Origin of the sequence: Globicatella sp. PHS-GS-PNBC-21-1553 (genome assembly GCF_033564055.1) — a bacterium.
In the GTDB taxonomy this organism is placed as follows: domain Bacteria; phylum Bacillota; class Bacilli; order Lactobacillales; family Aerococcaceae; genus Globicatella; species Globicatella sulfidifaciens.
Window position 1 is genome coordinate 1,666,502 of sequence record NZ_CP085470.1, and the last position, 21,408, is coordinate 1,687,909.

34 protein-coding genes and 1 tRNA gene are annotated in these 21,408 nt (G+C 35.6%); 32 read left to right on the top strand and 3 right to left on the bottom strand.

Going from position 1 to position 21,408, the window contains the following annotated elements:
- Nucleotides 1–105: 105 nt before the first annotated feature.
- The gene (locus LB888_RS08005) at nucleotides 106–600 is read right to left on the bottom strand and encodes a hypothetical protein (protein WP_318752513.1); all 495 of its coding nucleotides are present in this window, start codon (nucleotides 598–600) and stop codon (nucleotides 106–108) included.
- A 14-nt stretch (nucleotides 601–614) separates the two neighbouring features.
- Nucleotides 615–1,307, bottom strand: coding sequence for a LexA family protein (locus LB888_RS08010; protein ID WP_318752514.1), 693 nt, complete (start codon nucleotides 1,305–1,307; stop codon nucleotides 615–617).
- A 174-nt stretch (nucleotides 1,308–1,481) separates the two neighbouring features.
- Between LB888_RS08010 and LB888_RS08015 the strand changes: the two genes are divergently transcribed.
- Nucleotides 1,482–1,712, top strand: coding sequence for a DUF739 family protein (locus LB888_RS08015; protein WP_318752515.1), 231 nt, complete (start codon nucleotides 1,482–1,484; stop codon nucleotides 1,710–1,712).
- 80 nt (nucleotides 1,713–1,792) lie between these two features.
- On the top strand, nucleotides 1,793–1,990 hold the full coding sequence (locus tag LB888_RS08020) for a hypothetical protein (protein WP_318752516.1): 198 nt from the start codon (nucleotides 1,793–1,795) through the stop codon (nucleotides 1,988–1,990).
- Here LB888_RS08020 and LB888_RS08025 read toward each other — a convergent pair.
- On the bottom strand, nucleotides 1,976–2,254 hold the full coding sequence (locus LB888_RS08025; RefSeq protein WP_318752517.1) for a hypothetical protein: 279 nt from the start codon (nucleotides 2,252–2,254) through the stop codon (nucleotides 1,976–1,978). The two genes, LB888_RS08020 and LB888_RS08025, sit on opposite strands and share 15 nt — an antisense overlap.
- An 82-nt stretch (nucleotides 2,255–2,336) precedes the next feature.
- On the opposite strand from LB888_RS08025, the gene LB888_RS08030 reads away from it, so the two are divergent.
- From LB888_RS08030 to LB888_RS08175, 30 genes are all read left to right on the top strand, one after another.
- Nucleotides 2,337–3,083 (top strand): phage antirepressor, encoded by a 747-nt coding sequence (locus tag LB888_RS08030; RefSeq protein ID WP_412927893.1) that lies wholly within the window; start codon nucleotides 2,337–2,339, stop codon nucleotides 3,081–3,083.
- A 12-nt stretch (nucleotides 3,084–3,095) separates the two neighbouring features.
- Nucleotides 3,096–3,401, top strand: coding sequence for a DUF771 domain-containing protein (locus LB888_RS08035; RefSeq protein WP_318752519.1), 306 nt, complete (start codon nucleotides 3,096–3,098; stop codon nucleotides 3,399–3,401).
- A complete protein-coding gene (locus LB888_RS08040) occupies nucleotides 3,402–3,596 on the top strand; it encodes a hypothetical protein (protein WP_318752520.1) in 195 nt (64 codons plus the stop codon).
- A gap of 1 nt (nucleotide 3,597) precedes the next feature.
- The gene (locus LB888_RS08045; protein ID WP_318752521.1) at nucleotides 3,598–3,765 is read left to right on the top strand and encodes a hypothetical protein; all 168 of its coding nucleotides are present in this window, start codon (nucleotides 3,598–3,600) and stop codon (nucleotides 3,763–3,765) included.
- Nucleotides 3,766–3,842: 77 nt separating this feature from the next.
- The gene (locus tag LB888_RS08050; RefSeq protein WP_318752522.1) at nucleotides 3,843–4,157 is read left to right on the top strand and encodes a helix-turn-helix transcriptional regulator; all 315 of its coding nucleotides are present in this window, start codon (nucleotides 3,843–3,845) and stop codon (nucleotides 4,155–4,157) included.
- A 39-nt stretch (nucleotides 4,158–4,196) separates the two neighbouring features.
- Nucleotides 4,197–6,209, top strand: a complete 2,013-nt coding sequence (locus LB888_RS08055) for an AAA family ATPase (protein ID WP_318752523.1) — start codon at nucleotides 4,197–4,199, stop codon at nucleotides 6,207–6,209.
- A 3-nt stretch (nucleotides 6,210–6,212) separates the two neighbouring features.
- The gene (locus tag LB888_RS08060; RefSeq protein ID WP_318752524.1) at nucleotides 6,213–7,289 is read left to right on the top strand and encodes a hypothetical protein; all 1,077 of its coding nucleotides are present in this window, start codon (nucleotides 6,213–6,215) and stop codon (nucleotides 7,287–7,289) included.
- A 2-nt stretch (nucleotides 7,290–7,291) separates the two neighbouring features.
- Nucleotides 7,292–7,981 carry an MBL fold metallo-hydrolase gene (locus tag LB888_RS08065; RefSeq protein ID WP_318752525.1) on the top strand — a complete coding sequence of 230 codons (690 nt, stop codon included), beginning with the start codon at nucleotides 7,292–7,294 and terminating at the stop codon, nucleotides 7,979–7,981.
- 10 nt (nucleotides 7,982–7,991) lie between these two features.
- Nucleotides 7,992–8,963 (top strand): DUF4373 domain-containing protein, encoded by a 972-nt coding sequence (locus LB888_RS08070; protein WP_318752526.1) that lies wholly within the window; start codon nucleotides 7,992–7,994, stop codon nucleotides 8,961–8,963.
- Nucleotides 8,953–9,624: a hypothetical protein gene (locus tag LB888_RS08075; protein ID WP_318752527.1), complete on the top strand. Its 672-nt coding sequence runs from the start codon at nucleotides 8,953–8,955 to the stop codon at nucleotides 9,622–9,624. Before LB888_RS08070 ends, LB888_RS08075 begins: the two co-directional genes overlap by 11 nt.
- The gene (locus LB888_RS08080) at nucleotides 9,624–10,019 is read left to right on the top strand and encodes a RusA family crossover junction endodeoxyribonuclease (protein ID WP_318752528.1); all 396 of its coding nucleotides are present in this window, start codon (nucleotides 9,624–9,626) and stop codon (nucleotides 10,017–10,019) included. The genes LB888_RS08075 and LB888_RS08080 overlap by 1 nt, the downstream gene beginning before the upstream one ends.
- 3 nt (nucleotides 10,020–10,022) lie before the next feature.
- Nucleotides 10,023–10,262 (top strand): glutaredoxin domain-containing protein, encoded by a 240-nt coding sequence (locus LB888_RS08085; RefSeq protein WP_318752529.1) that lies wholly within the window; start codon nucleotides 10,023–10,025, stop codon nucleotides 10,260–10,262.
- Complete coding sequence (locus LB888_RS08090; RefSeq protein ID WP_318752530.1) at nucleotides 10,255–10,932, top strand: DUF3310 domain-containing protein; 678 nt, start codon at nucleotides 10,255–10,257, stop codon at nucleotides 10,930–10,932. The genes LB888_RS08085 and LB888_RS08090 overlap by 8 nt, the downstream gene beginning before the upstream one ends.
- Nucleotides 10,922–11,545 (top strand): hypothetical protein, encoded by a 624-nt coding sequence (locus LB888_RS08095; RefSeq protein ID WP_318752531.1) that lies wholly within the window; start codon nucleotides 10,922–10,924, stop codon nucleotides 11,543–11,545. Before LB888_RS08090 ends, LB888_RS08095 begins: the two co-directional genes overlap by 11 nt.
- A gap of 10 nt (nucleotides 11,546–11,555) precedes the next feature.
- Nucleotides 11,556–11,969, top strand: a complete 414-nt coding sequence (gene ssb / locus LB888_RS08100; protein WP_318753968.1) for a single-stranded DNA-binding protein — start codon at nucleotides 11,556–11,558, stop codon at nucleotides 11,967–11,969.
- An 11-nt stretch (nucleotides 11,970–11,980) separates the two neighbouring features.
- The gene (locus LB888_RS08105) at nucleotides 11,981–12,274 is read left to right on the top strand and encodes a MazG-like family protein (protein WP_318752532.1); all 294 of its coding nucleotides are present in this window, start codon (nucleotides 11,981–11,983) and stop codon (nucleotides 12,272–12,274) included.
- Nucleotides 12,275–12,277: 3 nt separating this feature from the next.
- Nucleotides 12,278–12,475, top strand: a complete 198-nt coding sequence (locus LB888_RS08110) for a hypothetical protein (protein WP_318752533.1) — start codon at nucleotides 12,278–12,280, stop codon at nucleotides 12,473–12,475.
- Nucleotides 12,476–12,949, top strand: coding sequence for an SAM-dependent methyltransferase (locus tag LB888_RS08115; RefSeq protein ID WP_318752534.1), 474 nt, complete (start codon nucleotides 12,476–12,478; stop codon nucleotides 12,947–12,949).
- Entirely contained in the window at nucleotides 12,950–13,210 is a 261-nt protein-coding gene (locus LB888_RS08120) for a hypothetical protein (protein WP_318752535.1), read from the top strand.
- On the top strand, nucleotides 13,211–13,372 hold the full coding sequence (locus LB888_RS08125) for a hypothetical protein (RefSeq protein ID WP_318752536.1): 162 nt from the start codon (nucleotides 13,211–13,213) through the stop codon (nucleotides 13,370–13,372). It begins immediately after the preceding gene.
- Nucleotides 13,372–13,536 (top strand): hypothetical protein, encoded by a 165-nt coding sequence (locus tag LB888_RS08130; RefSeq protein ID WP_318752537.1) that lies wholly within the window; start codon nucleotides 13,372–13,374, stop codon nucleotides 13,534–13,536. The genes LB888_RS08125 and LB888_RS08130 overlap by 1 nt, the downstream gene beginning before the upstream one ends.
- A gap of 125 nt (nucleotides 13,537–13,661) precedes the next feature.
- A complete protein-coding gene (locus LB888_RS08135; RefSeq protein WP_318753969.1) occupies nucleotides 13,662–13,973 on the top strand; it encodes an RNA polymerase sigma factor in 312 nt (103 codons plus the stop codon).
- Between the two features lie 544 nt (nucleotides 13,974–14,517).
- Nucleotides 14,518–14,588, top strand: a tRNA-Trp gene (locus tag LB888_RS08140).
- Between the two features lie 53 nt (nucleotides 14,589–14,641).
- On the top strand, nucleotides 14,642–15,115 hold the full coding sequence (locus LB888_RS08145) for a terminase small subunit (protein WP_318752538.1): 474 nt from the start codon (nucleotides 14,642–14,644) through the stop codon (nucleotides 15,113–15,115).
- Nucleotides 15,115–16,332, top strand: coding sequence for a PBSX family phage terminase large subunit (locus LB888_RS08150; protein WP_318752539.1), 1,218 nt, complete (start codon nucleotides 15,115–15,117; stop codon nucleotides 16,330–16,332). Before LB888_RS08145 ends, LB888_RS08150 begins: the two co-directional genes overlap by 1 nt.
- 14 nt (nucleotides 16,333–16,346) lie before the next feature.
- The gene (locus tag LB888_RS08155) at nucleotides 16,347–17,861 is read left to right on the top strand and encodes a phage portal protein (RefSeq protein WP_318752540.1); all 1,515 of its coding nucleotides are present in this window, start codon (nucleotides 16,347–16,349) and stop codon (nucleotides 17,859–17,861) included.
- Nucleotides 17,830–19,320 carry a phage minor head protein gene (locus LB888_RS08160; RefSeq protein WP_318752541.1) on the top strand — a complete coding sequence of 497 codons (1,491 nt, stop codon included), beginning with the start codon at nucleotides 17,830–17,832 and terminating at the stop codon, nucleotides 19,318–19,320. The genes LB888_RS08155 and LB888_RS08160 overlap by 32 nt, the downstream gene beginning before the upstream one ends.
- Nucleotides 19,320–19,505: a hypothetical protein gene (locus LB888_RS08165; protein WP_318752542.1), complete on the top strand. Its 186-nt coding sequence runs from the start codon at nucleotides 19,320–19,322 to the stop codon at nucleotides 19,503–19,505. Before LB888_RS08160 ends, LB888_RS08165 begins: the two co-directional genes overlap by 1 nt.
- 337 nt (nucleotides 19,506–19,842) lie before the next feature.
- A complete protein-coding gene (locus LB888_RS08170) occupies nucleotides 19,843–20,409 on the top strand; it encodes a hypothetical protein (protein WP_318752543.1) in 567 nt (188 codons plus the stop codon).
- Between the two features lie 24 nt (nucleotides 20,410–20,433).
- A complete protein-coding gene (locus tag LB888_RS08175; protein ID WP_318752544.1) occupies nucleotides 20,434–21,345 on the top strand; it encodes a phage capsid protein in 912 nt (303 codons plus the stop codon).
- The last annotated feature ends 63 nt before the right edge of the window (nucleotides 21,346–21,408 follow it).

Here is a 21,408-nt window from a genome sequence, read left to right on the forward strand (position 1 = left end):
CTTTCAATTATGGTATAATAAGGCATGACAAATAGCCTTATTATAGGTTTTTTGTTTTCGTAATCTCACTCCTCAGACCGCCAAGTTAGAGGGAGTGGGATTTTTTTATTTTCTTAATCCGTAATACACACGGTATTCTTCTGATATCTGTTCTAAATTATCAGGATTGAAATTTTCAAAATTTATTTCATTGATAGTTTCATGAGTAATAACTATTGTAGCTCCTACAATTTCTTCTATGTTTCCTAGTTTGTCTTGAACTTCTATATAGCTATTTAGATGAATTTTATCAAATTCTTTATCTTTTACTTTTTCTAAAAATTCAGAAAAATCGTTTCTAAATTTAGTTAATCTCAATTTATTCGAAACATTTGTGGGCATATCGACGTTAATAATATAACCTGTATCACTTGAATCAGTGACTATATTTCTAAAATATTTTGAATAATGATCTTCTGCTATCTCTTCGAAAGTCATTGATGATAAATCGTTGTTAGAAGATTTAGAACTTCCAGCCATAGAACCGCCAATGAATACAATCGCTATTAAACCTATTAGAATTATTAGTAGACGATTTAAAATTTTGCTTATCTTCTTCATTATTTCACCTCCTATCAATTAAATTCTCTGAAACTATAGATAACTTTTCCGATAATCTCAACATCTAAACAATCATTAATTTCGAATGATTGAGTTTCAAATTCGTTTATGTATGAGTCAGGTTCTAAGTGTAGCATAGTGTCCGTCTTACGAACTCGTTTCATAGTATATTCAGAACCACTTTTGAAAATAAGTATGTCGTTATTTTTCAAAGTATAATTACCGTCCCTAATATCTTGTACGATTACATAATGACCATTAGCAATTACTTTATTCATGGAATCGCCGTTGGTCTTTAAGATAAAGTAACTATTGTTATCTTTTATTAAATGCGTAGGCACTTGCATTAAATCAGGGTCTACAGATGCGTATTCAAATCCACCAGCGCTGACTGTCCCATAATATGGTAATTCAGTTGTTGGTGATGGAGTTGCAATATATGTTTCGGCATCTATTTTTATTTTATTTACGTTGTAACCCATTAACCAAGCTTCGTTAACATCGAGCGTTTGAGCTAGTAGGTAAATTCTTTGCTGATCGGGTTCTTGCACATCATTGACATATTGAGATAAGGCGCTTTTTCCCATAGAGATTTCAAGTGATTTTTGAAACGGTAAACTTTTATTCAAAATATCGACTTGTTTCATACCAGTTTCATTCATTATCTCTTTTAATCTTTGTCCAGTGGTAGCTACTTTTGACATCATCACACCTTCTTTATATTAATACTTTATGTCTATATTATATCATTATTGAACTTAAGTTCAATAGAAAAGTTTAAAAATTATGAACTTTAGTGTTGACTTAGTTCAATTACCGTGATAATATATAGCCATAGTTCATTTTCGTGAACTAAATAAGTTTAAAAAGGGGGCATCAAAATGAGCTTTGATTATAGAAGTTTAAACGGAAAAATCGTAGAAATGTTTGGTACTCAATATAATTTCGCTGTAGCGATTGGTTTGTCGGAACGCAGTTTATCACTGAAATTAAATAACAAAGTATCTTGGAAAGATGCTGAAATTTACAAAGCATGTCAGTTATTAAACATACAAGAAGAAGAAATACCGAAATATTTTTTTAAACCACAAGTTCACGTTCGTGAACAATAAAAAGGAGGCACACAATGAAACAGGAAGGAATCAAAGTAAAAGAAATTTACGCATATCAAAATATTTAGGGGGTGAGAAAAATGAAAAAACAAATCAAAACAATCGCACTAATCACCACAGGATTGGTAGTCGGAGTGGTGGTAGCGCGAAATGACATGAGAACGTACAGCTTAAAAAATGATGAAAATAATATTCAATTAATTTCAGGAAGAAAATCCGCATTATTATCCATGCAAAATGTCAATGAAATTAAGAAGTATTTTTTAATCAGAGACTAAATAAAAAATTCCATCATCATGTAGTTCAAAAGGCATATTTGAATAAGTTTCACCTAAACTAGCGGTGTCTCTATGAAACATAACCAATCCTGTTGAAAATACTTCAAATCTTTCAATTGGACCTCGTTTGATATCGTCGTTTATTATATAGTCTTTTACTTTAACGGAATCATCATATCCGGTTTTAAATGTCATTGTTGTTTCACCACCAGTTGCAGGTGCAGATACAGAGTAATAATATTCAAGTTTTATGTGTTCAAACATTTTTTCACCTCCTCTCATTGAGGAATATTATAGCACTAAAACGCAAACAAAACTTATAACATTTTTAGAAAGGATGAAACAAATGGAATTACAAATTTTTAAAAACAATGAATTTGGCGAAGTTAGAACTTTATTGATTAATGGTGAACCTTATTTTGTTGGAAAAGATGTAGCTGAAGTATTGGGATATAGCAACACGGCAAAGGCTATCCGTGACCACGTGGATGAAGAAGATAAGCTGACCGAACGAATCGTTCTGGCAGGTCAAAATCGTGAAGTAATCTTCATCAACGAATCAGGTCTATATAGTCTAATCCTAAAATCCAAATTACCAACAGCAAAACAATTCAAACGCTGGGTAACAAGTGAAGTGTTACCAACAATTAGAAAACATGGTGTTTATGCGACTGATGAGTTGCTAGATAATCCGGACTTCTTAATTGATGCACTTCAAAAGCTTAAGGCGGAGCGTGAACAGCGTTTAATTGCAGAACAACGTGTATTAGAGCTTCAACCTAAAGCCAGCTATTATGATGTTATTTTGCAAAGCAAATCGTTAGTTTCTGTATCTCAAATTGCTAAAGACTATGGGTTGAGTGCTACGAAGTTAAACCAATTACTAAACGAGTGGGGCATTCAATACAAACAAGGAGGAACATGGTTGTTGTATCAAAAGTATGCACCAATGGGGTATACACAAAGCCAAACGGTGGAATATAACGGTGGAGAAGGTTCTCGCTTACACACGAAATGGACGCAGAAGGGACGATTATTCTTACATAATTTATTAACTAACCACGGTTATGTACCGACAGTCGAGATGGAATAAGAGGTGATCTAAATGAGCATTGCAGAAATCCTTGAATTAGAAAAGGAGGTCATCCGAAAAGAGTATGAGTTAAAAATACAAGAACTGGAACAGCAAATTGAAGATGGCTCTATTGGTGATATTGATTGGCTAAAAGCAAGACTTAATATCAAGTCGATTGATACTTTGAAGAACAAATTACTTTATCCATTCAGGAATGAGTTGGAACCAAACATTATTTACTATCCATCTCAAAAACGAGTTCCTTGGCGAGTAAATAAAACAAAGTTTAATAAGTGGTTAACCGATAACTTCGGAAGGATAGATTGGGGGAAATAAATGAAAGAGTTCAAAACATTTAAAGAAGTTTTAGGGTTAGTACTGATTGCTGGTTTAGTATTTACATATTTGATTGTCGGAATTATCCGCATGGGTGGATTTAATGAGGAACGTGAAAGACGAGAACAAATGTGTAAAGTCATTGATGCAAGGTTGATTGAAAGTGGATTGGTGAATTGTAATGATGGGAAATAAAATGATGAATTTTAAAGATTGGTTGATATTTAACTATGAGATGACGGATAAGGAATTGAACATGCAACCATTATTATTTCAAGCAAGAGTGCATACGCATTATACAAATTATATTGAGGAGTGGGAGCGTGCAGAATTGGAAGAAACAGAGCATCAGAAAGTCGATTGATAACTATAGAAAGACAGGTGATATCGAACATTTGATGGATGTGATTAGAGTATATGAATCAGGGGGTGTATTGTGGCATGTCAAAAGAATTATATCGGAAATCTGTTGGGCGAAGAATTAGGTTCATTAGATTAAATCGTGGCGAAACAATGGAAGAATTTGCAAACCTAATACACCAACATAATGAAAGTTTATCTCCCGGAAAAAGCAACGTTTCAAGATGGGAACGTGGTGAAAATATACCGAATGAATTAACTTTAAAAGCTATTGCAGATATAGGGAATACAACTATTGATGAGTTGCTTAACGAAAATCCATTACATAATTACTCAACAGAAGAATTACAAGCAGAAATAAATCGCAGAAAAAAGCCGAGCGGCAACTCGACTTAACGAAATAACCATGAAATTACTTCATAAGGAGATTATACTATGAAAATTAAATTAAATAAAATGCTTATCCGCAATTTTAAAGGATTTAAGCAGTTCGAACTCGTGCCAAATGGCGAAAATTTAGCAGTATATGGCGATAACGGTACTGGGAAGACATCACTATATGATGCATTTCTATGGTGTCTATTTGGAAAGAATAGTGCTGATCAATCAGATACTAAGTTTGATTGGAAACCACTTAATTCAGAAAATGAACCGATTCATCATCTAGAAACAGAGGTTATTGTCACTTTAGATATTGATGGTACCATTAAAGAATTTGGACGTAATATTCAAGAAAAATGGACTAAGAAACGTGGGTCTATCGCTGAAACATTTGACGGTCATACAACCACCTATTCGATTGATGGTCTGAATGTTAAACAGAAAGACTTCAAAGAAGCACTATCTGAATTGATTGATGAAGAAACGTTCAAGATGTTAACCAAATTGAATTACTTTCCTGAAGTTTTGGACTGGAAGAAACGTCGAGAAGCACTACTTGAGATGGTAGGTGATTTAACAGATGAGGAAGTCATCGAATCAAACAAAGAATTAGCACCACTTAACGACATTTTAGACGGAAAGTCAGTAGATGAACGTACTGCATTAGTTAAGCAGCAAATGAAACAAATCAACAAAGACATCAACGCTTTGCCTGGTCGTATAGATGAAGTGGATAGAAGTTTGCCGGATCTAACCAATTTAAACAAAGCAGACCTAGAAACTCAAAAATTGGCGCTACAAGCCGATTTAGAACGAAAACGTATAGAACTATCAGAAGTTGTAAACGGAGCTTCTAGCGTTAAAATTTCAAGCCAGATTAAAGAATTTGAAGTGCATAAGCGAGAACTTGAAATTCAATATTACCAACGAGAAGAAGCAGGTTTGGACGAATTAAAAGAAAAGCGTAACGAAGCGAATGACCTCGTGTTTGAAGCTAGACAGAAGAACACAGAATTAACCATGAAACGCAATGAATTGATGGCTAAAATTGACAGTCATCTTAAAGAAATCGAAGTGATTAAAACAGAAAATGACAAGAATCGTCAAAGATTCACTCAAATTCGTGATGAACAATTCCCTAAATTTGACGATAGCAAGCTAATCTGTCCGACATGCGGTGTTCCTTTTAACGAACATAAGGTGTTTGACATCAAGCATAATCACGAAGAACAAGAGAAACAATTCAATGCGGATAAGGCTGCAAGACTAACCCAAATCAAAGAGAAAGGTATCGCTAATAACGGTTTAATAGCAGAACATCAAGGCGCTGTTGATAGCCTTAAAGAACAACTGGAAAATCTTGACCTACCAGCAAGTGATGCAGCGGTTAAGAAAACGCAAGACAACTTAAAAGCGATTGATGACGAAATCGAAAAAGCTAAAGCAGGTATCAATCCGTTCAATGATACAGAAGAGGCGGTCGAAATTGATATGCAGATAAACGCGCTAAAAAACCAGTTAGATGCAATCAATAGTGATAATCAGTCGTTAATTAAGCAGATAAACCTCGAAATTCTAGAGTTTAACAGCAAAATAAGCGAAGTAAATGATGATCTATACAAATTTGAATTACATGCCAAGCAATCTTTAAGACGTGAGGAGCTAATCAATTCAGAGCAGACACTATCGCTTGAATTTGGAAAGCTAGAACAACAATTATTCTTGCTGGAAGAATTTATAAAAACAAAAGTCAACTTGTTGACTGATACAATCAATAACAAATTCAATTTAGTGAAGTTTAAATTATTCGATACACAAAACAATGGGGGTATCACAGAATGTTGCGAACCAACGGTTGAGGGTGTTAACTACTCGACTGGATTAAACACCGCAAACCGTATCAATGCTGGGTTAGACATCATCAATGTGTTGATGAAACATCACGATACCTATGTACCAGTCTTTATCGATAACGCAGAGGGCATTAACGATATTTTAGATATCGACACACAAATCATCACTTTATCAGTTTCAAAAGACGAAAAATTAACAATAAAGGAGCAATAAAACATGTCAAATTATGAAACAACTTTAGTTAAAGCAACTAACACTTATCTACCAATGATTACATCAACGCTAGAGCGTAACCAAATCGAGATGACTAGCTACCAAAAGCAATGTGTGATGGCAGCAATTGGCCACATTTCAAACGCATTAGAAGCAAAACAGAAAACATTTGCTGATGTGGACACCAGATCACTAACCGAAGCATTAACCTTAACTGCTACTTTGCAATTAAATCCGTCGGCATCACCTAGAGAGATTTATTACATTATCAGAAACAAGAAAGTCGGCAATGAATGGGTGTCGGTCGTTGAGACTGGTATCGAGGGTGACGGTAATGATTCACTATTAGCACGTTTTGGCCGTGATGTTAAGACGGTACATAAGTATTGGGAAGTTCGTGAGAATGATGAGTTTGAATACCCTGAATTTGTCGGATTGGAGTTAACTCCACCTAAATGGAAACCAAAAGGAACAGGAAAAGTAGTACGTATTGTTTATCCAATCACGAAAACTAATGGTGAAGTGGAGTATTTAATTGCTGAACGTTCTGATGTGGTGCGTAATTTAATTGCGCATATCAAAAATAATTTAATGAATGAAACGTTTGGTATTGCTAAAGATAGATATAATGCGACCGAAGCTCAAAGAAAACAGATTGACGAAAAGAAAAATGAAATTATTGAGCAACTTAAAAATAAAAGCATTGAAGAAATTTTAGATGATGCAGCATTAGCAAACTACATCAGTCCTGCTTGGAAAGATGAACAATCCAGCGAAGCAATGATCATCAGAAAAATGCGTAATAATATCACGAAGAAATATCCTAAGAACTTTGAAAATGCGTTCCTAGAGAGAGTATACAACGAATCAACTGATGAGAATTTAAAATCAATGCGAAAAGACGTAACTGAAAATGCCAATCAAGAGTTACTGGACTTTCCTGAATCCACTCCAACTAGAACAGATGTAGATACCGAAACGGGCGAAATCATTAAAGAATATGTAGAGTTTCAAGAAGTAACTGAATCTGAATCAAATGATGAAGCAGAACAAGTGAACTTACTTGACCCAGGGTTTTAATCATGGAAATTAGAGTGTTTGGGTCAAGTTCTAAGGGGAATTGCTATCTCATTGAAGATGGTGATTCCCACCTCTTAATAGAGGCTGGTATTAATCCTAAGTATTTACAAGTCGATTGGCCTAAGGTGGATGCAATCTTACTTACTCACGAACATGGCGATCATGCTAAATATATCAATCAAGTAATTAAACGGTGTGCATCAAGTGTGTATTGTACGCAAGGTACTGCACAAGCGATTGATGTTCCGAAGTATCGCACTATGACCGTTAAAGCAACAGAACCGTTCACGGTCAAGGGTTGGAACATACTACCATTTGATGTAGAGCATGATGTCAATGAGCCAGTAGGCTATCTAATCGACAGTCCAAGTGGCAAACGTATCTTATTCGCTACTGATACATACTATATACGATATAGGTTTAATAACGTAACACACATGATGGTGGAGTGTAACTACTCACTAGAGATTCTTAATCAAAACTATGATGCAGGCCGAATTGATAAGGGACGTCGAAACCGATTATTAACCAGTCATTTTGAGTTAGGAAACGTAATCGAGTTTATTAAAGCAAACGACATAACGAAATTAGAAGAAATATACTTACTGCATTTATCAGATAGTAACAGCAATGCAGATCAGTTTAAACAAGCAATAGAACAAGTTACTGGTACACCAGTAACAATAGCGTAGGGGTGGTGAAATGGCAAGACCGATTAAGACAGGTATAGATTACTTTCCTTTAGATATCGACTTTCTAAACGACATCAAAATCAGAAAAGTGGTTAGAAGTGTTGGAACGGAAGCAATCGGAGTAATTATCAGTATTCTTTCCAACATTTATCGAGATAATGGGTACTTTATCCATGTTGATGATGACTTTTCTTTCTTAATAGCAGAGGAAGTTAACACTACTGAATTAATAGTAGAAAAAGTGGTCAATAAATTAGTTGATGTAGACTTTTTCGAGGCAAATATGTTTGAAAATCATCAAATTTTAACATCAGCTGGTATCCAAAAGCGGTATGTTAAAGCGTGTGAAAAAAGAAAAATCGTCGAACTAGACAATGAATATTTACTGACCAACTTTGACAATACTAACGTTAAAGTGGTCAATAACTCAATTAATTACTCAAAAAGTAGAATTAATGAAGTTAATTCCGTCAATAACTCAATTAATGACGGAAGAAGTACACAAAGTAAAGTAAAGGAAAGGAAAGGAGAGGAAAGGAAAGTAAATAATCAGAAAGAGGATGCCGTAAAAGAGTTATTTATTCCAATCTGGAATAACTACCCAAAACGGATGGATTTTAATGCTTCACTATTAAATTTTGAACTAGCACTTAAAGATGGATGTACGGTTGATGAAATTAAGCTAGGTGTAGAGAATTATAAAACGTTAGTCATCCATGAAGAGCGACCTAATCAATATATTAAAACTGATGTGAATTTCTTTAAAGACAGAACTTTTAAGAATCATCAAACACTGATATTACCAGGTAAAGGTAAAAGTAAGAAACAAGAGATACAGCCATATTGGGCGCAAGAAAATAAAGAACCAGAACAAGTTAATCAACCATCATTAGATGATAGCGGTGAAGATTTACTATCAGAATTTAGAAGCTTGATAGATGGGTTTAAAACAGATTCACAGGAGGAAAAAAATGAAGTTTAAAGTCGGAGATAAAGTTAGGGGTACGTCGGATAGTTATTTTTATACAGATAAAAATATGTCATTGGGCGAGGTCGTAAATGTGACGCCGTTTGAAATTGAAATAAAAATCATTGAACACTCCGATAGATCACAAGTAGGTAAAGTATATTGGGCTGCATTGCCTAAAGGAAAGTTTGAATTAGTGGAGGAAAAGAAAATGGATAAACTTGAAGAATTAGAAACTAAAATAAAAGAACTATCCGATGAAATTGAGAAGTTGAAAGCGGAAGAAGAAAGTAAAGAGTGGAAACCTAAACATGGAGATTATTATTGGTTTGTAGATAGTGATGGAGTTATTCATAAAACTGAATGGAATACCTTTGGCATACATAGACGAAGATATTTAATCGGCAACGTATTTAAAACAGAAGAAGAAGCCGAGTTTCGGGTAGGGCAGTTGAAAGTCGAAGCAGAGTTACGACGATTTGCAAGACCGTTTAAAATCGGTGGTAAAAATTATACGCTTCAACATTGGGGAAAGGGCGATAAAATCGACATAACCTTCTTTGAAGCCGTACAATGTGGGAATATATATTTCCCTAGCGAAGAAATCGCCCAACGAGCAATCGACACAGTCGGAGCAGACCGGATTAAAAAATACTATTTTGGGGTGGAAGATTAGTGCTTAACCTAACAATACCCGGAGAGTGTGTACCAAAAGCCCGTCCTAGATTAGGGCGGTACGGTACATATACTCCTGAAAAAACAAAAGTATATGAACGATATGTAAAAGTGACGATTCACAAAGCTAAACTAAAACCAGTGGATGGACCGCTTAAAGTTGAATTGACTGTCTATCGTAAAATACCTAAGTCATTCAGCAAGGTTAAACGTAACAAGGCTATCAGTGGAGAATTACTACCAACAACCAAGCCAGACATTGATAACTATGTTAAGTCGGTTTTAGACGCATCAAATGGCATGCTTTACCATGATGACAATCAAATAGTGGAATTGGTAGCTAGAAAATTATACGCAGAAGAACCTAGAGTAGAAATAAGAATCGAGGAGTTGTAGAAAATGACAAAGAAAGTAACCATTTATTCAAAAGCAGATTGTATGCAATGTAATTTTACGAAAAAGTGGCTAGAAGATGAAGGTAAAGCATATACCGAAATCAGAGCTGATTTAGATGATGAAGCGTTGAAATACGTTAAAGATGAGTTAGGTTTTAATAGTTTACCAGTAGTTGTTATCGAGGGAGAGGTACCATTCTTTGGCTTTCGACCAGACAGACTAGGGGGATTACTTCATGGCTAAATTTAAAGAGGGATATATCGTCAAAGTTGACGAGGAAATCGGTAAAATATTTAGAGTTAACGAAAATACATGTGTCGTGCAGTTTAGCGACAGACGAAAAGTTGTGCGCATGGAATCGATTGAAATATTGGATGCGACAGAAAATGCAGATATTCGAACTTACAAGATGTATGAAACCAAGAAATGTACAGAATGCGGCATTACTAAACCGCAATTTGAATTTAGTAAAATGCGAGGAAACAAACTAAGAAATCAATGCAAGGAATGCTTTGGTCGCATGATATCAGATGGACATAGGGACAAGAAAGCGATCAGAGAGCGTGCTAAAGCTTTAAAAGAAAGCAAGCAAGTGGCTAAACCAGAACAAAAACCTGTAGTAGAACCGATTAAACCAATCAAGAGTATTGAAGAATGGGTGGAGAAGAATTTGAAAGAGCCAGTGGAAAATAATGCAGTCGTTAAACCAAGCCACTATGTGGGTACTAATGGACTTGAAGTGAAGCAAGTACTAGAGGAGTTTGTTAAAGATAAATCAGGCATTGTGGCACATAGATGGTGTAGTGCTGTGGAGTACTTATTACGAGCATACGAAAAGAACGGTAAAGAAGATTTAGAGAAAGCTAAGATGAATATTGAATGGTTAATTGAGGGGGCAGAAGATGCAGAGTAGAGATATTTTCAACTTCATGCAACTGTCTTTTTTACAGAAATACGCACTATACGATAACGCGATTATCGCTGGTGGATGCTTTAAAAATATTTTCAACAACAAAAAAATAAAAGATGTCGACTTATTTTTTAGAAATGAAGATGACTACAACGAAGCTATCGAAAGAGCGGAACGATTAAAAAAACAAGGAACTTATGAATTTGTGTATCAAAACGACAAGGTTAAGTCTTATCGAGATAAAGAAAATAATTTGAGATTAGAATTTGTCAAAACAATATTTGGAGAGCCGCAACAAATCATTGAGCAATTCGACTTTACAATAACGAAGTTCGCTTTTTATAAAGATGAAGAATATGTGGATGAAGATAATTACTTATTACAATTCAGAATATTGCACCATGATGATTTTTTCGAGCATTTACATAGAAAGCGATTAGTAATTGATGATGTATTAAATTTTCCGATTTCAAGCTTTGAACGGTCATATCGTTATCGAGATAAAGGCTATAAGTTGTGTAGGGAAAGCAAAAACAAATTACTAAAATGTATTAATGATTTGACAGAAGAACAGTTAAAAGATGTATCTAAAGCTTTATACGACGGAATGGACTAAAGGAGTGATTATTATTAATAATGTACAATTGATTGGTCGATTAACTCGTGATATCGACTTAAGAAAGACACCACAAGGCGATTCAGTAGGCCGTTTTACACTTGCTGTCGATCGTAACTATAAAAATAAACAAGGTGAGTATGATGCAGATTTTATTAATTGTCAGATTTGGAGACAAGCAGCAGATACTTTAGCGAGATACGCACACAAAGGAACTAAGATTGCTGTTGACGGTAATATCCGTACAGGTAGTTATGAGAATCAACAAGGGCAAAAGGTTTACACAACAGAAGTAGTAGTTAATAACTTTTATTTTGTTGAATCAAGACAGCAACAGCAAGAGCAAACACCAGTACAGCAAGACAGTCCGTTTAGTAATTTTGGAACACAAGTAGACATTAGTGAAGATGATTTACCATTCTAGGAGGTAACAACATGGATATTATCAAATCAATTAGAGTATGGGTTAGGAATCGTAACATCCACACAGCACATCCACGAGATCAGTATTTAAAAGTGGTGGAAGAAGTAGGAGAGTTAGCAGCAGCATTAGCTAGAGCCAACATGGAGTTAATAAAAGATTCGATAGGCGATATCGTCGTTACTTTGGTGTCGTTATGCGAAACAATGGATATTGATTTTAATGAGTGCGTGCATGCAGCCTATAACGAAATCAAAGACAGAAAAGGTAAGTTGGTTGATGGTGTGTTTATCAAGGAGGTGGAGTAGATTATGAAATGCAAAGCACTTATTAATGACGAATGGGTTGAAGCGGAATTTATGGGAGTATTTCAAACAGCATGGACTCATGGAGAAAGTCCATTAGTTGGTGGGCATAACGCAGGTCAAATTGCATTTCCAGTTGCAGTCGTAAAATACGACGGTAGGTTTTATGAGTTGGTTTTAGAACGTGTGAAAGTGGTGGAGTAAATGAAAATACTTGATGTCTGTTGTGGTTCTAAAATGTTTTGGTTTGACAAAGACAACAAAGACACTACATTTTGCGACTTGTGGCCAAGATACGACGAATTGGAAAGCGGGCATAAAATTGATGTAAAACCCGATTACATTGCAGATTTTAGAGATTTACCTTTTGAAGAACAAACTTATGATTTAGTTGTATTTGACCCACCGCATTTGATTAAAGCCGGCGAAACATCGTGGTTGGCCAAAAAATACGGGAAGCTAAATAGAGAAACATGGCAAGATGATTTATTGCAAGGTTTTAATGAATGTTGTCGAGTAATGAAGCAAAACGCTACCTTGATTTTCAAATGGAATGAAGAACAAGTTTCCATTGGGGAAATTAAGAAGATAATTTCTAAGACTGGATTAAATATGTTGTTTGGAAACCAGAGAGGCAAAACACATTGGATAGTTCTTTGTAAGAAAGAGGTGGAGTAGATGGAAGAATCAATCAAGTGGAATTATGTCGTATCAAGACCGCCAACAGCAGATGAACTTGAAATTTACGGTCATGAATATATATGGGATGGAGTAACACCAGAAGAAGATGAGATGGTTATTGTGTCTGATGGAAAAACAACATGGGTAGATATGTGGGTATGTCACGGGAATGATGATTGTAATTTTGATAGCGATTTAGACCTAAAAGAATTTTATTGGGTATCAATACCTAAACCACCGATAAAAGAGGTGGAGTAGATGCAAATACTGAAAATCATATTTTTTGCTGTTATCGGTAGCTCATTGGGAGCCTATATCGCTGATAATGGTTGTGAACGGAATTATAGTGAAGTTTTTAAGGGAATAATGATGTTTATAATCATTGTGCTGTTGCTTATGATTTTAAAAGAGGTGTCCTAATGTTTTGGATAATTACAATCGCAATGTTAGCCATTTGGTTTACTTTACCAGACGACCATAGTCAGTGGCCAGTGCTTGATGGTAAACCAAAGAAGAAAGAAACACCAATGCGGAAACCTCCTGATGTGAAGTATGTTGGTGAATATGACCGTAATAAACGTTAGGGGTGATTACTATAAAATTCGAATGGTTAAAAGAATATAAGCAACTGGAGCATGAGATAGCATTACTTGAATGGAAACTGTCTAAGTCTAAGTTAGAGCTTACTCGTTGGGTTGAGGGAGACTTGATGGATGTTAAATTAACTAACGAGTCATTAGCGAGTAAGTTGGAAAAGGTTATTGCTAAGTTGGAAGAAGAGCTATTAATTAAGCGTAAGCAAATGGAAGAGTTGATGCAGATAATCAATCGTCTTGATGAATTGGACCAGAAGATAGTTAAACTGAAATATGTTGAAGGTATGACTTTAGAAGCAGTAGCTAGAAGTCTAGGATATTCTGAAAGTCATATTAAGCATAGACATGCAATCGTTAGACAGTCGCTAAAGTTCATTCAGTATTATCAAGACGACATCACAGAGTACAGAGCAGATACGCTTTAGCTGTGTGGAAAAGGTGCAATTTAAGATAGTACCTTAATAGTATCGAAAGCTTGATATGTATGTGATACATTATTAGTGTACCAATTCAGGTACGCGTGAGATTCAATTATTTCCTTTAAAATCCTGGTCCATATGCGAATGGAGGCATCCGACTAGGCACTCGTAAGAGTGGTATATACTAGCAATCGCCTGATGGGGTTTAGCACTGTCGAAGGTGCCGATTGCATATAACGGATGAGAATAGACATTCGTTCCCACCTAGGGGCTGTAAATCAGTAAAACAATATACTAGGGTATGCCATCCCCCTAAGGCAAGTACGGGGCATCTATTTAATTTAATATCAACGGCCACCCGCCTTTAAGGCAGTCACGAACTGATGGGTGGCTTTTTATTTCCCACTCTCAGATAGTCCAAGATGAAACATTGGTAAGAGGACTATCGAAACCAAAAGAATCACACAATTTCCCAATGTTCGGTGTGAGACAGTATCCTTTTACGACATAAGCTTTTTAACGGCAAGGGTGGGTTCGATACTGTCAAAATAAAGGCTTGGTGTAATGGTAGCATGACTGATTCCAAACCAGTCGGTAAGGGTTCGAATCCTTTAGCCTTTGTATTAGCATTCCTTACGGAGTGCTTTTTTATATGCCTAGAAAGGGGTGGTTCATTGGTAAAACTTACAGCAAAGCAAGAGAAATTTGTCCAAGGGCTTATCAGTGGACTTTCTCAAAGACAAGCGTATATTGAGGCTGGTTATGCGACTAAAGGGAAATCCAATACAACGATAGATGCCAACGCGTCGCGACTATTTAAAAATAGCAAGGTTTTAACAAGGTATGACGAACTTATGGAAGAACACAAGCAGAAAGCTCTGTGGACAAGAGAAGAGTCAATTCAAAATCTTAAATGGCTAGTTGATAAAGCTAGAGATTCGATTGAAAGACATGATAAGGGGTATGTTAGACAAGGTACAGCTAATGCTTTAATTGGTGCATTGCAAGAATTGAACAAACTTGAGAAAATATATCCACTTGATCAACTGCATGCTAAAAAGCTTGAAAAAGAAATTGAACCTAATGATGATACTCAAAATCAAGTTGCTAATCTTCGAAAAATGATTATGAAGCGGGTGCAAGAATAATGGCAAATATACCAATTTACTCAAAGAAACAGAATGAAGTATATTCAGCAGTCAATAGCGACAAAGATTGGTACATGTTGATGTTGGACGGCGCTGTTCGTGCAGGTAAGACGAAAATTAATAATGATATTTTTTTAGATGAGTTATTGAGGGTTCGAGAAATAGCCGATAGGCAAGGTGTAGCAACACCGAAGTATATTCTTGCAGCCGCTTCATCAAGTACACTACAAACAAATATTTTAGATGAACTAGAAAATGATTATGGTTTGGAGTTCAAGTTTGATAAGAATGGAAATTTTAATTTATTTGGTGTAAAAGTCGTAACAACCTTTACAGGAAATAAAATGGGCCTAAAGGCCATTCGTGGTATGACAGCTTATGGTGCATACATTAATGAGGCTACACTAGCAGATAAACGTGTTTTTGACGAAATCAAGAAGCGTTGTTCCGGAGATGGAGCAAGGCTTATTTTTGATACTAACCCGGACCATCCCGAACACTACATCAAGAAAGATTATATTGATAAAGCTGATGGCAAGACGTTATTACATTTTAACTTTACAATTTTTGATAACCCTTATTTAAGCCAAAGATACATTGACAACCTCATTTTAACGACACCTTCGGGCGTATTTACAGAAAGAGGGCTGTATGGGCGTTGGACGATTGGCGAAGGGGCTGTTTATGCTGATTTTGATTCTAAAGTCAATGTGATTTCATATGATGATATTCCTCATGAAAATATAGAATATTACGTTTGTGGTGTTGACTGGGGGTATGAGCATAAGGGCGTGATTGTGGTTTTTGGTATTGACGATAAAGATAACTGGTATTTAGTTAAAGAATATGTATACCAGCACAAACACATTGATGACTGGATTAAGATAGCTAAAGAAATCACTGAAGAGTATGGAGACCGCATTCCATTTTATTGCGATTCTGCTCGACCTGAATATGTCGATGCATTTTTCTATGCAGGACTCAATGCTCATAATGCTAATAAATCAAAGATACCAGGTATTTCAGAAATGGCAAAATTGATTAAAACAAAGCATTTTTTTGTATCAGATCAATGTAAAGAATTTCTACTTGAAATCAATCAATACGTTTGGAGTAGTCAAGGGGATGAACCTGTGAAAGAATTTGATGATGTGATGGATGCGTGTCGATACGCTATTTACACACATATAACCATGCCAACAAATTATTATGAATAGAATGGAGCGGTGGAATGGCTAAAAAGAAAATGTGGCAACTGATAATGGATAAAGATATGAATGAGGTTGCCAAGGGATTAGAAGAATATCGTCGAGTTCGTGAATTGAATAATCATAAGAAGTTTGCACAAGTGGCAGAACGATATTATGAAAGTAAGCATGATATTTTAGACAGTCGTATTTTTTACTTGGACGGAAGCGGGAAAGTGGTTGAAGATACAACCGCATCTAATATTCAAATTCCTCATCCGTTTTTCATGGAACAAATTGATCAAAAGGTGCAACATTTATTATCCAATGGTGTTCAATTCAAAACAGAAAATAATGAATTAGAACAATATCTATATGACTATTTTGACGACGATTTCAACCTATTCATGAATGAAATTGTTGAAGGGGCTTCGGTGAAAGGTGTGGAGTTTGCATACGCAAGAACAACCAACGATGACCAATTAAAATTTGAAGTGTCTGATTATTTAACCACAGACTCAATTGTAGATAATTATAAAAACGAAGTAGCGGTCGTTAGAACCTACATCAGAATTGTGGATGACGAAGATGGGAAACCACAAGATACAGAATATGCTGAGGTTTATACAGCGGATGAGACTAAGTATTTTGTTTATGATTCAAAAGAAAATAAATATATTCTTGATGTTACGAAGGAACCCAATCCAAGAGGACATATCGTAGCTCTAAATGACGATGGCGTGATTTTAAGCAGAAGTTATGGACGAATTCCATTTTACCGATTATCGAATAACCGTAAGGAGCAATCGGACTTAGTACCTATTAAAGCCCTTATCGATGATTATGATCGTCAAGCCAGTTTCTTATCAAACGACTTACAAGATTTTGGTAGTCCGATATTCATTGTGCATGGTGCGCAAGCCGATTCGATTGAGAATATCCGGACAAATTTACGTTCGCGTAAAATGCTAAAAACAAGTAAAGCGCCGAATGATAAAGGTGGTCAAGGGGTAGACATTTTAAGTCATGAAATTCCTGTAGAAGCACGGCGTACGAAGTTGGATGTGGACCGTGAAGCGATATATAAATTTGGGCTAGCTTTTGACTCAAGTCATAATGACGGGAGCAATCTTACGAATGTGGCGATTCAATCGAGATATAGCCTCCTAAACCTTAAATGTAATAAGATTGAACCAAGAGTCCGGTCATTGATTAAATGGTGCTTAGAGCTCATTTTAGAGGATATTAAACGACTTCACGGTAAGACCTTTGATATTAATGACATTGATATTATTTTAGAACGTAATACCATCGTCAACGAGAAAGATTTAGCGGATACTGAATTAATTGAAGCACAAGCTAAACAAACGTTAATCAATACACTAGTGATGTCTGCTCCTTACATTGATGATGATACCTTGTTGAAGCAAATCTGTACGACACTAGAAATTGATTATGACGAAGTCAAAAAACTGGTGTTAGAACAAGCGTCTCAACCGTTTGAAGATGAATCGGAGTTGGTAGATAATGACCAAGAAACTGAACAAGATTCAGAATGAGATAGCAAAACTTGAGGAGCTATCTGTAACTAATGTCAACAAAGACCTATGGAAAGTTTACAATCGTATCAACAAAGAGATTCGTAAAAACTTAAAAGAACTTATCAACAAATATGACGAGTTACCGGAATATCAGAAAGTTAACGCTATGCGGTTATTATCCCTAGAGAATCAAATTTCAGAATTCGTTCGCGATACTTATAATGATGATGAATTGCTTAAAATAAAAGAAATCATAAAAGGATTCGCTGACGAAGAGCGGGACGATGGTTATTTTTCAACAATGTATCAAGTTGAAATGGAAACAGGACAAGAATTGCCAATACAAAATCGAGTCGATGTGGATTATATTCGTCATAGTGTAGCAAGTCCCATTAATCCGTCGTTATTATCAAAAAAATTATATGATCATCGTGAAAAATTAGCTGGTAAAGCAGGAGAAGCATTGAGGAATGGATTGATTCAAGGTAAAGGCTATCGTGATATCGCTGTTGAAATCACTCGCTGGACGGAATCGAACTATAAGCAAGCGTTAAGAATAGCAATCACAGAAGGGCATCGAACGCGTGGCCAAGCGAAACAAAAAGCTCAGGAAGATGCCGTTGATATGGGTGCTAGATTAGAAAAGATGTGGATGTCAGCACTAGACACTAGAGTACGTTCATCTCATAGATCCATGGATGGACAAGTGGTTAAGGTTGATGAAGAATTTATAAGTCCAAGCGGGCATAGAACGTTATCGCCTGGTAATTTTGGAATTGCCAGTGAGGATATTAATTGTCGTTGTTCCTCTGTTACTGTTGTAAATGGTATGAAACCGGGTTATCGTCGAGATGGATATGGGCGAGTAATTCCTTATAAAAATTATGAGGAATGGAAAGATGATTTGATAACTGAACGTGGCAAAGATTGGTGGAGTGTCGAAGAGAAGAAGGGGAAGAACCTAAATTACGACAAGGACCAACATAGAAGATATTTAAAACAATTAGGCAGTAAGAGAGTGCCTACAAGTCTCGTAAATTTTCAAGAAATGAAGTATAATGATGTTGAAAGATATCGACAAGTTGTCAATAAAGCGAATTTAAAACAAAATATTGGTTCTGGTTTATTAAAGTTAGAAATTAATAAAGATTTACAGTCTAGACATAGATTCGGTACAAAACAATATGAATTATATTGTGAAAATAATTTTAAAAAAGGAAAGCCCAAACCAAGCTATACTACAGTTGACAATAAAATTTTACAAAAAATTATTAATAATGAGTTTTTAAATGGTTATGTGGAAAGAAATTGGAAATCAAACCAGTTCAAAGTAGAAGTTGCCATTGATAAATATGATTACGGAGTTGCAATCAGTCAATTAGATGGGGAAGAATACCCTACCAATAGATTTAAAATACATTTTAGAGGAACTGGTTCGCACATTGTTCCTATGATGCCATCGGAGGTTGATAAATAATGGACTTAGTAAACTATTTACATAAAAAAGTGAGAATGATTTTAGAAGATGGAACAGTCATTGAAGGAGTAGTAAGAGGTTATGATACAGCCTATGATTCTGGAGATGATTACGATTCAATTTCAATAGGGCATTATTTTTATTTTGAAAACCAAATAAAATCCATTGAAATAATTGAAGATTAAGCACCGTGCTTTTATAGTGTGGTGTTTTTGTTTTAATTAAAATTAATAGGAGTGGTGTTTTTTGAGAAGAAGGTTAGCAATTAAAATGATGAAATTGGCCATTGCTTTGTTGGTATTTTTAACCAACTTATTTCAGAAAAAGCCGCCAGATAATCTTAAGCACCGGAATGTCACTTTAGGCTAGCGGAGGTGATCCAAATATCTTGACTGATGGAATAGACATCAATATTTTCAGCCCTTAAAGGGCTATTTTTTATGTCCTGGGATGACGTAAAACTCAACCGACCAAAAGTGGATGCGACCCATGTTATAAAAGCGTAGAAAGGGAGTAAAAACAATGAAACGTAGTTTTTTAGAACAATTTGAATTATCAAAAGAACAAATCAACCAGATACTAGATGAGAACGGTAAAGATTTATCTTCGAAAGATGTCCGAATTAGCCAGTTAGAAGCTGATTTATCGGCAGCTAAGGAAGAAGCTGAAAGTTATAAAACAAAGGCAGCAGAGGCTGAAAAAATGGAGAATCAATACAATGAATCTCAATCACAACTTGAAACATTATCTAATGAGTTGAAACAGCAGAAAATTGAACGCGCGCTGATTGAAGCTGGAGCAACTGAATTAGATTATTTGAAGTTTAAACTAGGAGAAGTTGACATTGATTCGGACGATTTTTCAGAAAAGTTGGCCACATTAAAACAAGATCATCCATCATTTTTTAAAACAGATGAATCGATAGCTAAAGAAGTTAAAGATGAAAAACCATCGGGGTATCATGTGATTGATAATAAGTTAGATAAAGGTGATTCAAAACCGAAGATGACCAAAAAAGAAATTATGGCCATTGAAGATGTAACTCAACGACAAAAAGCCATTCAAGAAAACTTGGATGCATTTAATTAAAAAAAGAAAGAAGGAAAATAATAAATGACAACACCAACTTATCCAGAACAAAACTTACAGACAACCGAAGTATTAAAAAATTTCAAAGCCATTGAAATTGATTATGTGCAACGATTTGAAAAGAACTTAAAAGATTTCGCTCGCGTATTAGGTATCACACGCTTAATTCCGGTTGCAGAAGGCGTTACATTAAAAATGTATAAAGCACCAAAGGTAACATTAGCTGACGGAACTGTCGCAGAAGGCGAGTTGATTCCTTTATCGAAAGTAGAGCCCCAAGTGGCTGATACAAAAGAGATCACGCTTAAAAAATGGCGAAAAGCTACCACAGCGGAAGCTATTCAAAAATATGGGCGAGCTAATGCGGTTAACTTGACGGATGAAGCCATGGTTAAAGAAATTCAATCCAACATCCGTAAAGATTTATTTGGCTTAGTAAAATCAGAAGGATCTACAGAAGCAACTAATTTAAAAGCCGGAACGTTACAAGGGGCTTTAGCAACCGCATGGGGGCAATTAACCGTCTTATTCGAAGATGATGCAGTGGGCGTGGTCGTATTTGCTAACCCAATGGATATTGCTACTCAAATTGCGAATAAAGAGTTAACTTTAGAAAACCGTTTTGGATTAAATTACTACACTGATGCGACGGGAACTGTGGTTTTCGCTACAACTCAAATTGAAGCGGGTACGATTTATGCTACGGCTCCTGAAAACTTACAAATTGCTTATATCAACGCTCGAAATTCAGAAATTCAACGTTCATTCCAAATGACACCAGATGATACTGGTTTCATCATGATTGGTCATGAAATCAAACGTGATAATGCTACGGTTGAAACAACCGCTTATTCTGGTATCTTAATGTTCCCAGAACGATTAGATGGTATCGTGAAAGTGGCAATCGGTACAGCGACAGCTGAACCTTCATTATAATTAATTAAACATCTTGAATAGGGGCATTCTAGCCCCTAAACGAGATAAAAGAAAGGATGAATG

Bases quoted from the DNA above. Each gene is read 5' to 3' on its own strand.
- LB888_RS08005 (WP_318752513.1), bottom strand. From the start codon at position 600: ATGAAGAAGATAAGCAAAATTTTAAATCGTCTACTAATAATTCTAATA.
- LB888_RS08010 (WP_318752514.1), bottom strand. From the start codon at position 1,307: ATGATGTCAAAAGTAGCTACCACTGGACAAAGATTAAAAGAGATAATG.
- LB888_RS08015 (WP_318752515.1), top strand. From the start codon at position 1,482: ATGAGCTTTGATTATAGAAGTTTAAACGGAAAAATCGTAGAAATGTTT.
- LB888_RS08020 (WP_318752516.1), top strand. From the start codon at position 1,793: ATGAAAAAACAAATCAAAACAATCGCACTAATCACCACAGGATTGGTA.
- LB888_RS08025 (WP_318752517.1), bottom strand. From the start codon at position 2,254: ATGTTTGAACACATAAAACTTGAATATTATTACTCTGTATCTGCACCT.
- LB888_RS08030 (WP_412927893.1), top strand. From the start codon at position 2,337: ATGGAATTACAAATTTTTAAAAACAATGAATTTGGCGAAGTTAGAACT.
- LB888_RS08035 (WP_318752519.1), top strand. From the start codon at position 3,096: ATGAGCATTGCAGAAATCCTTGAATTAGAAAAGGAGGTCATCCGAAAA.
- LB888_RS08040 (WP_318752520.1), top strand. From the start codon at position 3,402: ATGAAAGAGTTCAAAACATTTAAAGAAGTTTTAGGGTTAGTACTGATT.
- LB888_RS08045 (WP_318752521.1), top strand. From the start codon at position 3,598: ATGATGAATTTTAAAGATTGGTTGATATTTAACTATGAGATGACGGAT.
- LB888_RS08050 (WP_318752522.1), top strand. From the start codon at position 3,843: ATGTCAAAAGAATTATATCGGAAATCTGTTGGGCGAAGAATTAGGTTC.
- LB888_RS08055 (WP_318752523.1), top strand. From the start codon at position 4,197: ATGAAAATTAAATTAAATAAAATGCTTATCCGCAATTTTAAAGGATTT.
- LB888_RS08060 (WP_318752524.1), top strand. From the start codon at position 6,213: ATGTCAAATTATGAAACAACTTTAGTTAAAGCAACTAACACTTATCTA.
- LB888_RS08065 (WP_318752525.1), top strand. From the start codon at position 7,292: ATGGAAATTAGAGTGTTTGGGTCAAGTTCTAAGGGGAATTGCTATCTC.
- LB888_RS08070 (WP_318752526.1), top strand. From the start codon at position 7,992: ATGGCAAGACCGATTAAGACAGGTATAGATTACTTTCCTTTAGATATC.
- LB888_RS08075 (WP_318752527.1), top strand. From the start codon at position 8,953: ATGAAGTTTAAAGTCGGAGATAAAGTTAGGGGTACGTCGGATAGTTAT.
- LB888_RS08085 (WP_318752529.1), top strand. From the start codon at position 10,023: ATGACAAAGAAAGTAACCATTTATTCAAAAGCAGATTGTATGCAATGT.
- LB888_RS08090 (WP_318752530.1), top strand. From the start codon at position 10,255: ATGGCTAAATTTAAAGAGGGATATATCGTCAAAGTTGACGAGGAAATC.
- LB888_RS08095 (WP_318752531.1), top strand. From the start codon at position 10,922: ATGCAGAGTAGAGATATTTTCAACTTCATGCAACTGTCTTTTTTACAG.
- LB888_RS08105 (WP_318752532.1), top strand. From the start codon at position 11,981: ATGGATATTATCAAATCAATTAGAGTATGGGTTAGGAATCGTAACATC.
- LB888_RS08110 (WP_318752533.1), top strand. From the start codon at position 12,278: ATGAAATGCAAAGCACTTATTAATGACGAATGGGTTGAAGCGGAATTT.
- LB888_RS08115 (WP_318752534.1), top strand. From the start codon at position 12,476: ATGAAAATACTTGATGTCTGTTGTGGTTCTAAAATGTTTTGGTTTGAC.
- LB888_RS08120 (WP_318752535.1), top strand. From the start codon at position 12,950: ATGGAAGAATCAATCAAGTGGAATTATGTCGTATCAAGACCGCCAACA.
- LB888_RS08125 (WP_318752536.1), top strand. From the start codon at position 13,211: ATGCAAATACTGAAAATCATATTTTTTGCTGTTATCGGTAGCTCATTG.
- LB888_RS08130 (WP_318752537.1), top strand. From the start codon at position 13,372: ATGTTTTGGATAATTACAATCGCAATGTTAGCCATTTGGTTTACTTTA.
- LB888_RS08135 (WP_318753969.1), top strand. From the start codon at position 13,662: ATGGATGTTAAATTAACTAACGAGTCATTAGCGAGTAAGTTGGAAAAG.
- LB888_RS08150 (WP_318752539.1), top strand. From the start codon at position 15,115: ATGGCAAATATACCAATTTACTCAAAGAAACAGAATGAAGTATATTCA.
- LB888_RS08155 (WP_318752540.1), top strand. From the start codon at position 16,347: ATGGCTAAAAAGAAAATGTGGCAACTGATAATGGATAAAGATATGAAT.
- LB888_RS08160 (WP_318752541.1), top strand. From the start codon at position 17,830: ATGACCAAGAAACTGAACAAGATTCAGAATGAGATAGCAAAACTTGAG.
- LB888_RS08165 (WP_318752542.1), top strand. From the start codon at position 19,320: ATGGACTTAGTAAACTATTTACATAAAAAAGTGAGAATGATTTTAGAA.
- LB888_RS08170 (WP_318752543.1), top strand. From the start codon at position 19,843: ATGAAACGTAGTTTTTTAGAACAATTTGAATTATCAAAAGAACAAATC.
- LB888_RS08175 (WP_318752544.1), top strand. From the start codon at position 20,434: ATGACAACACCAACTTATCCAGAACAAAACTTACAGACAACCGAAGTA.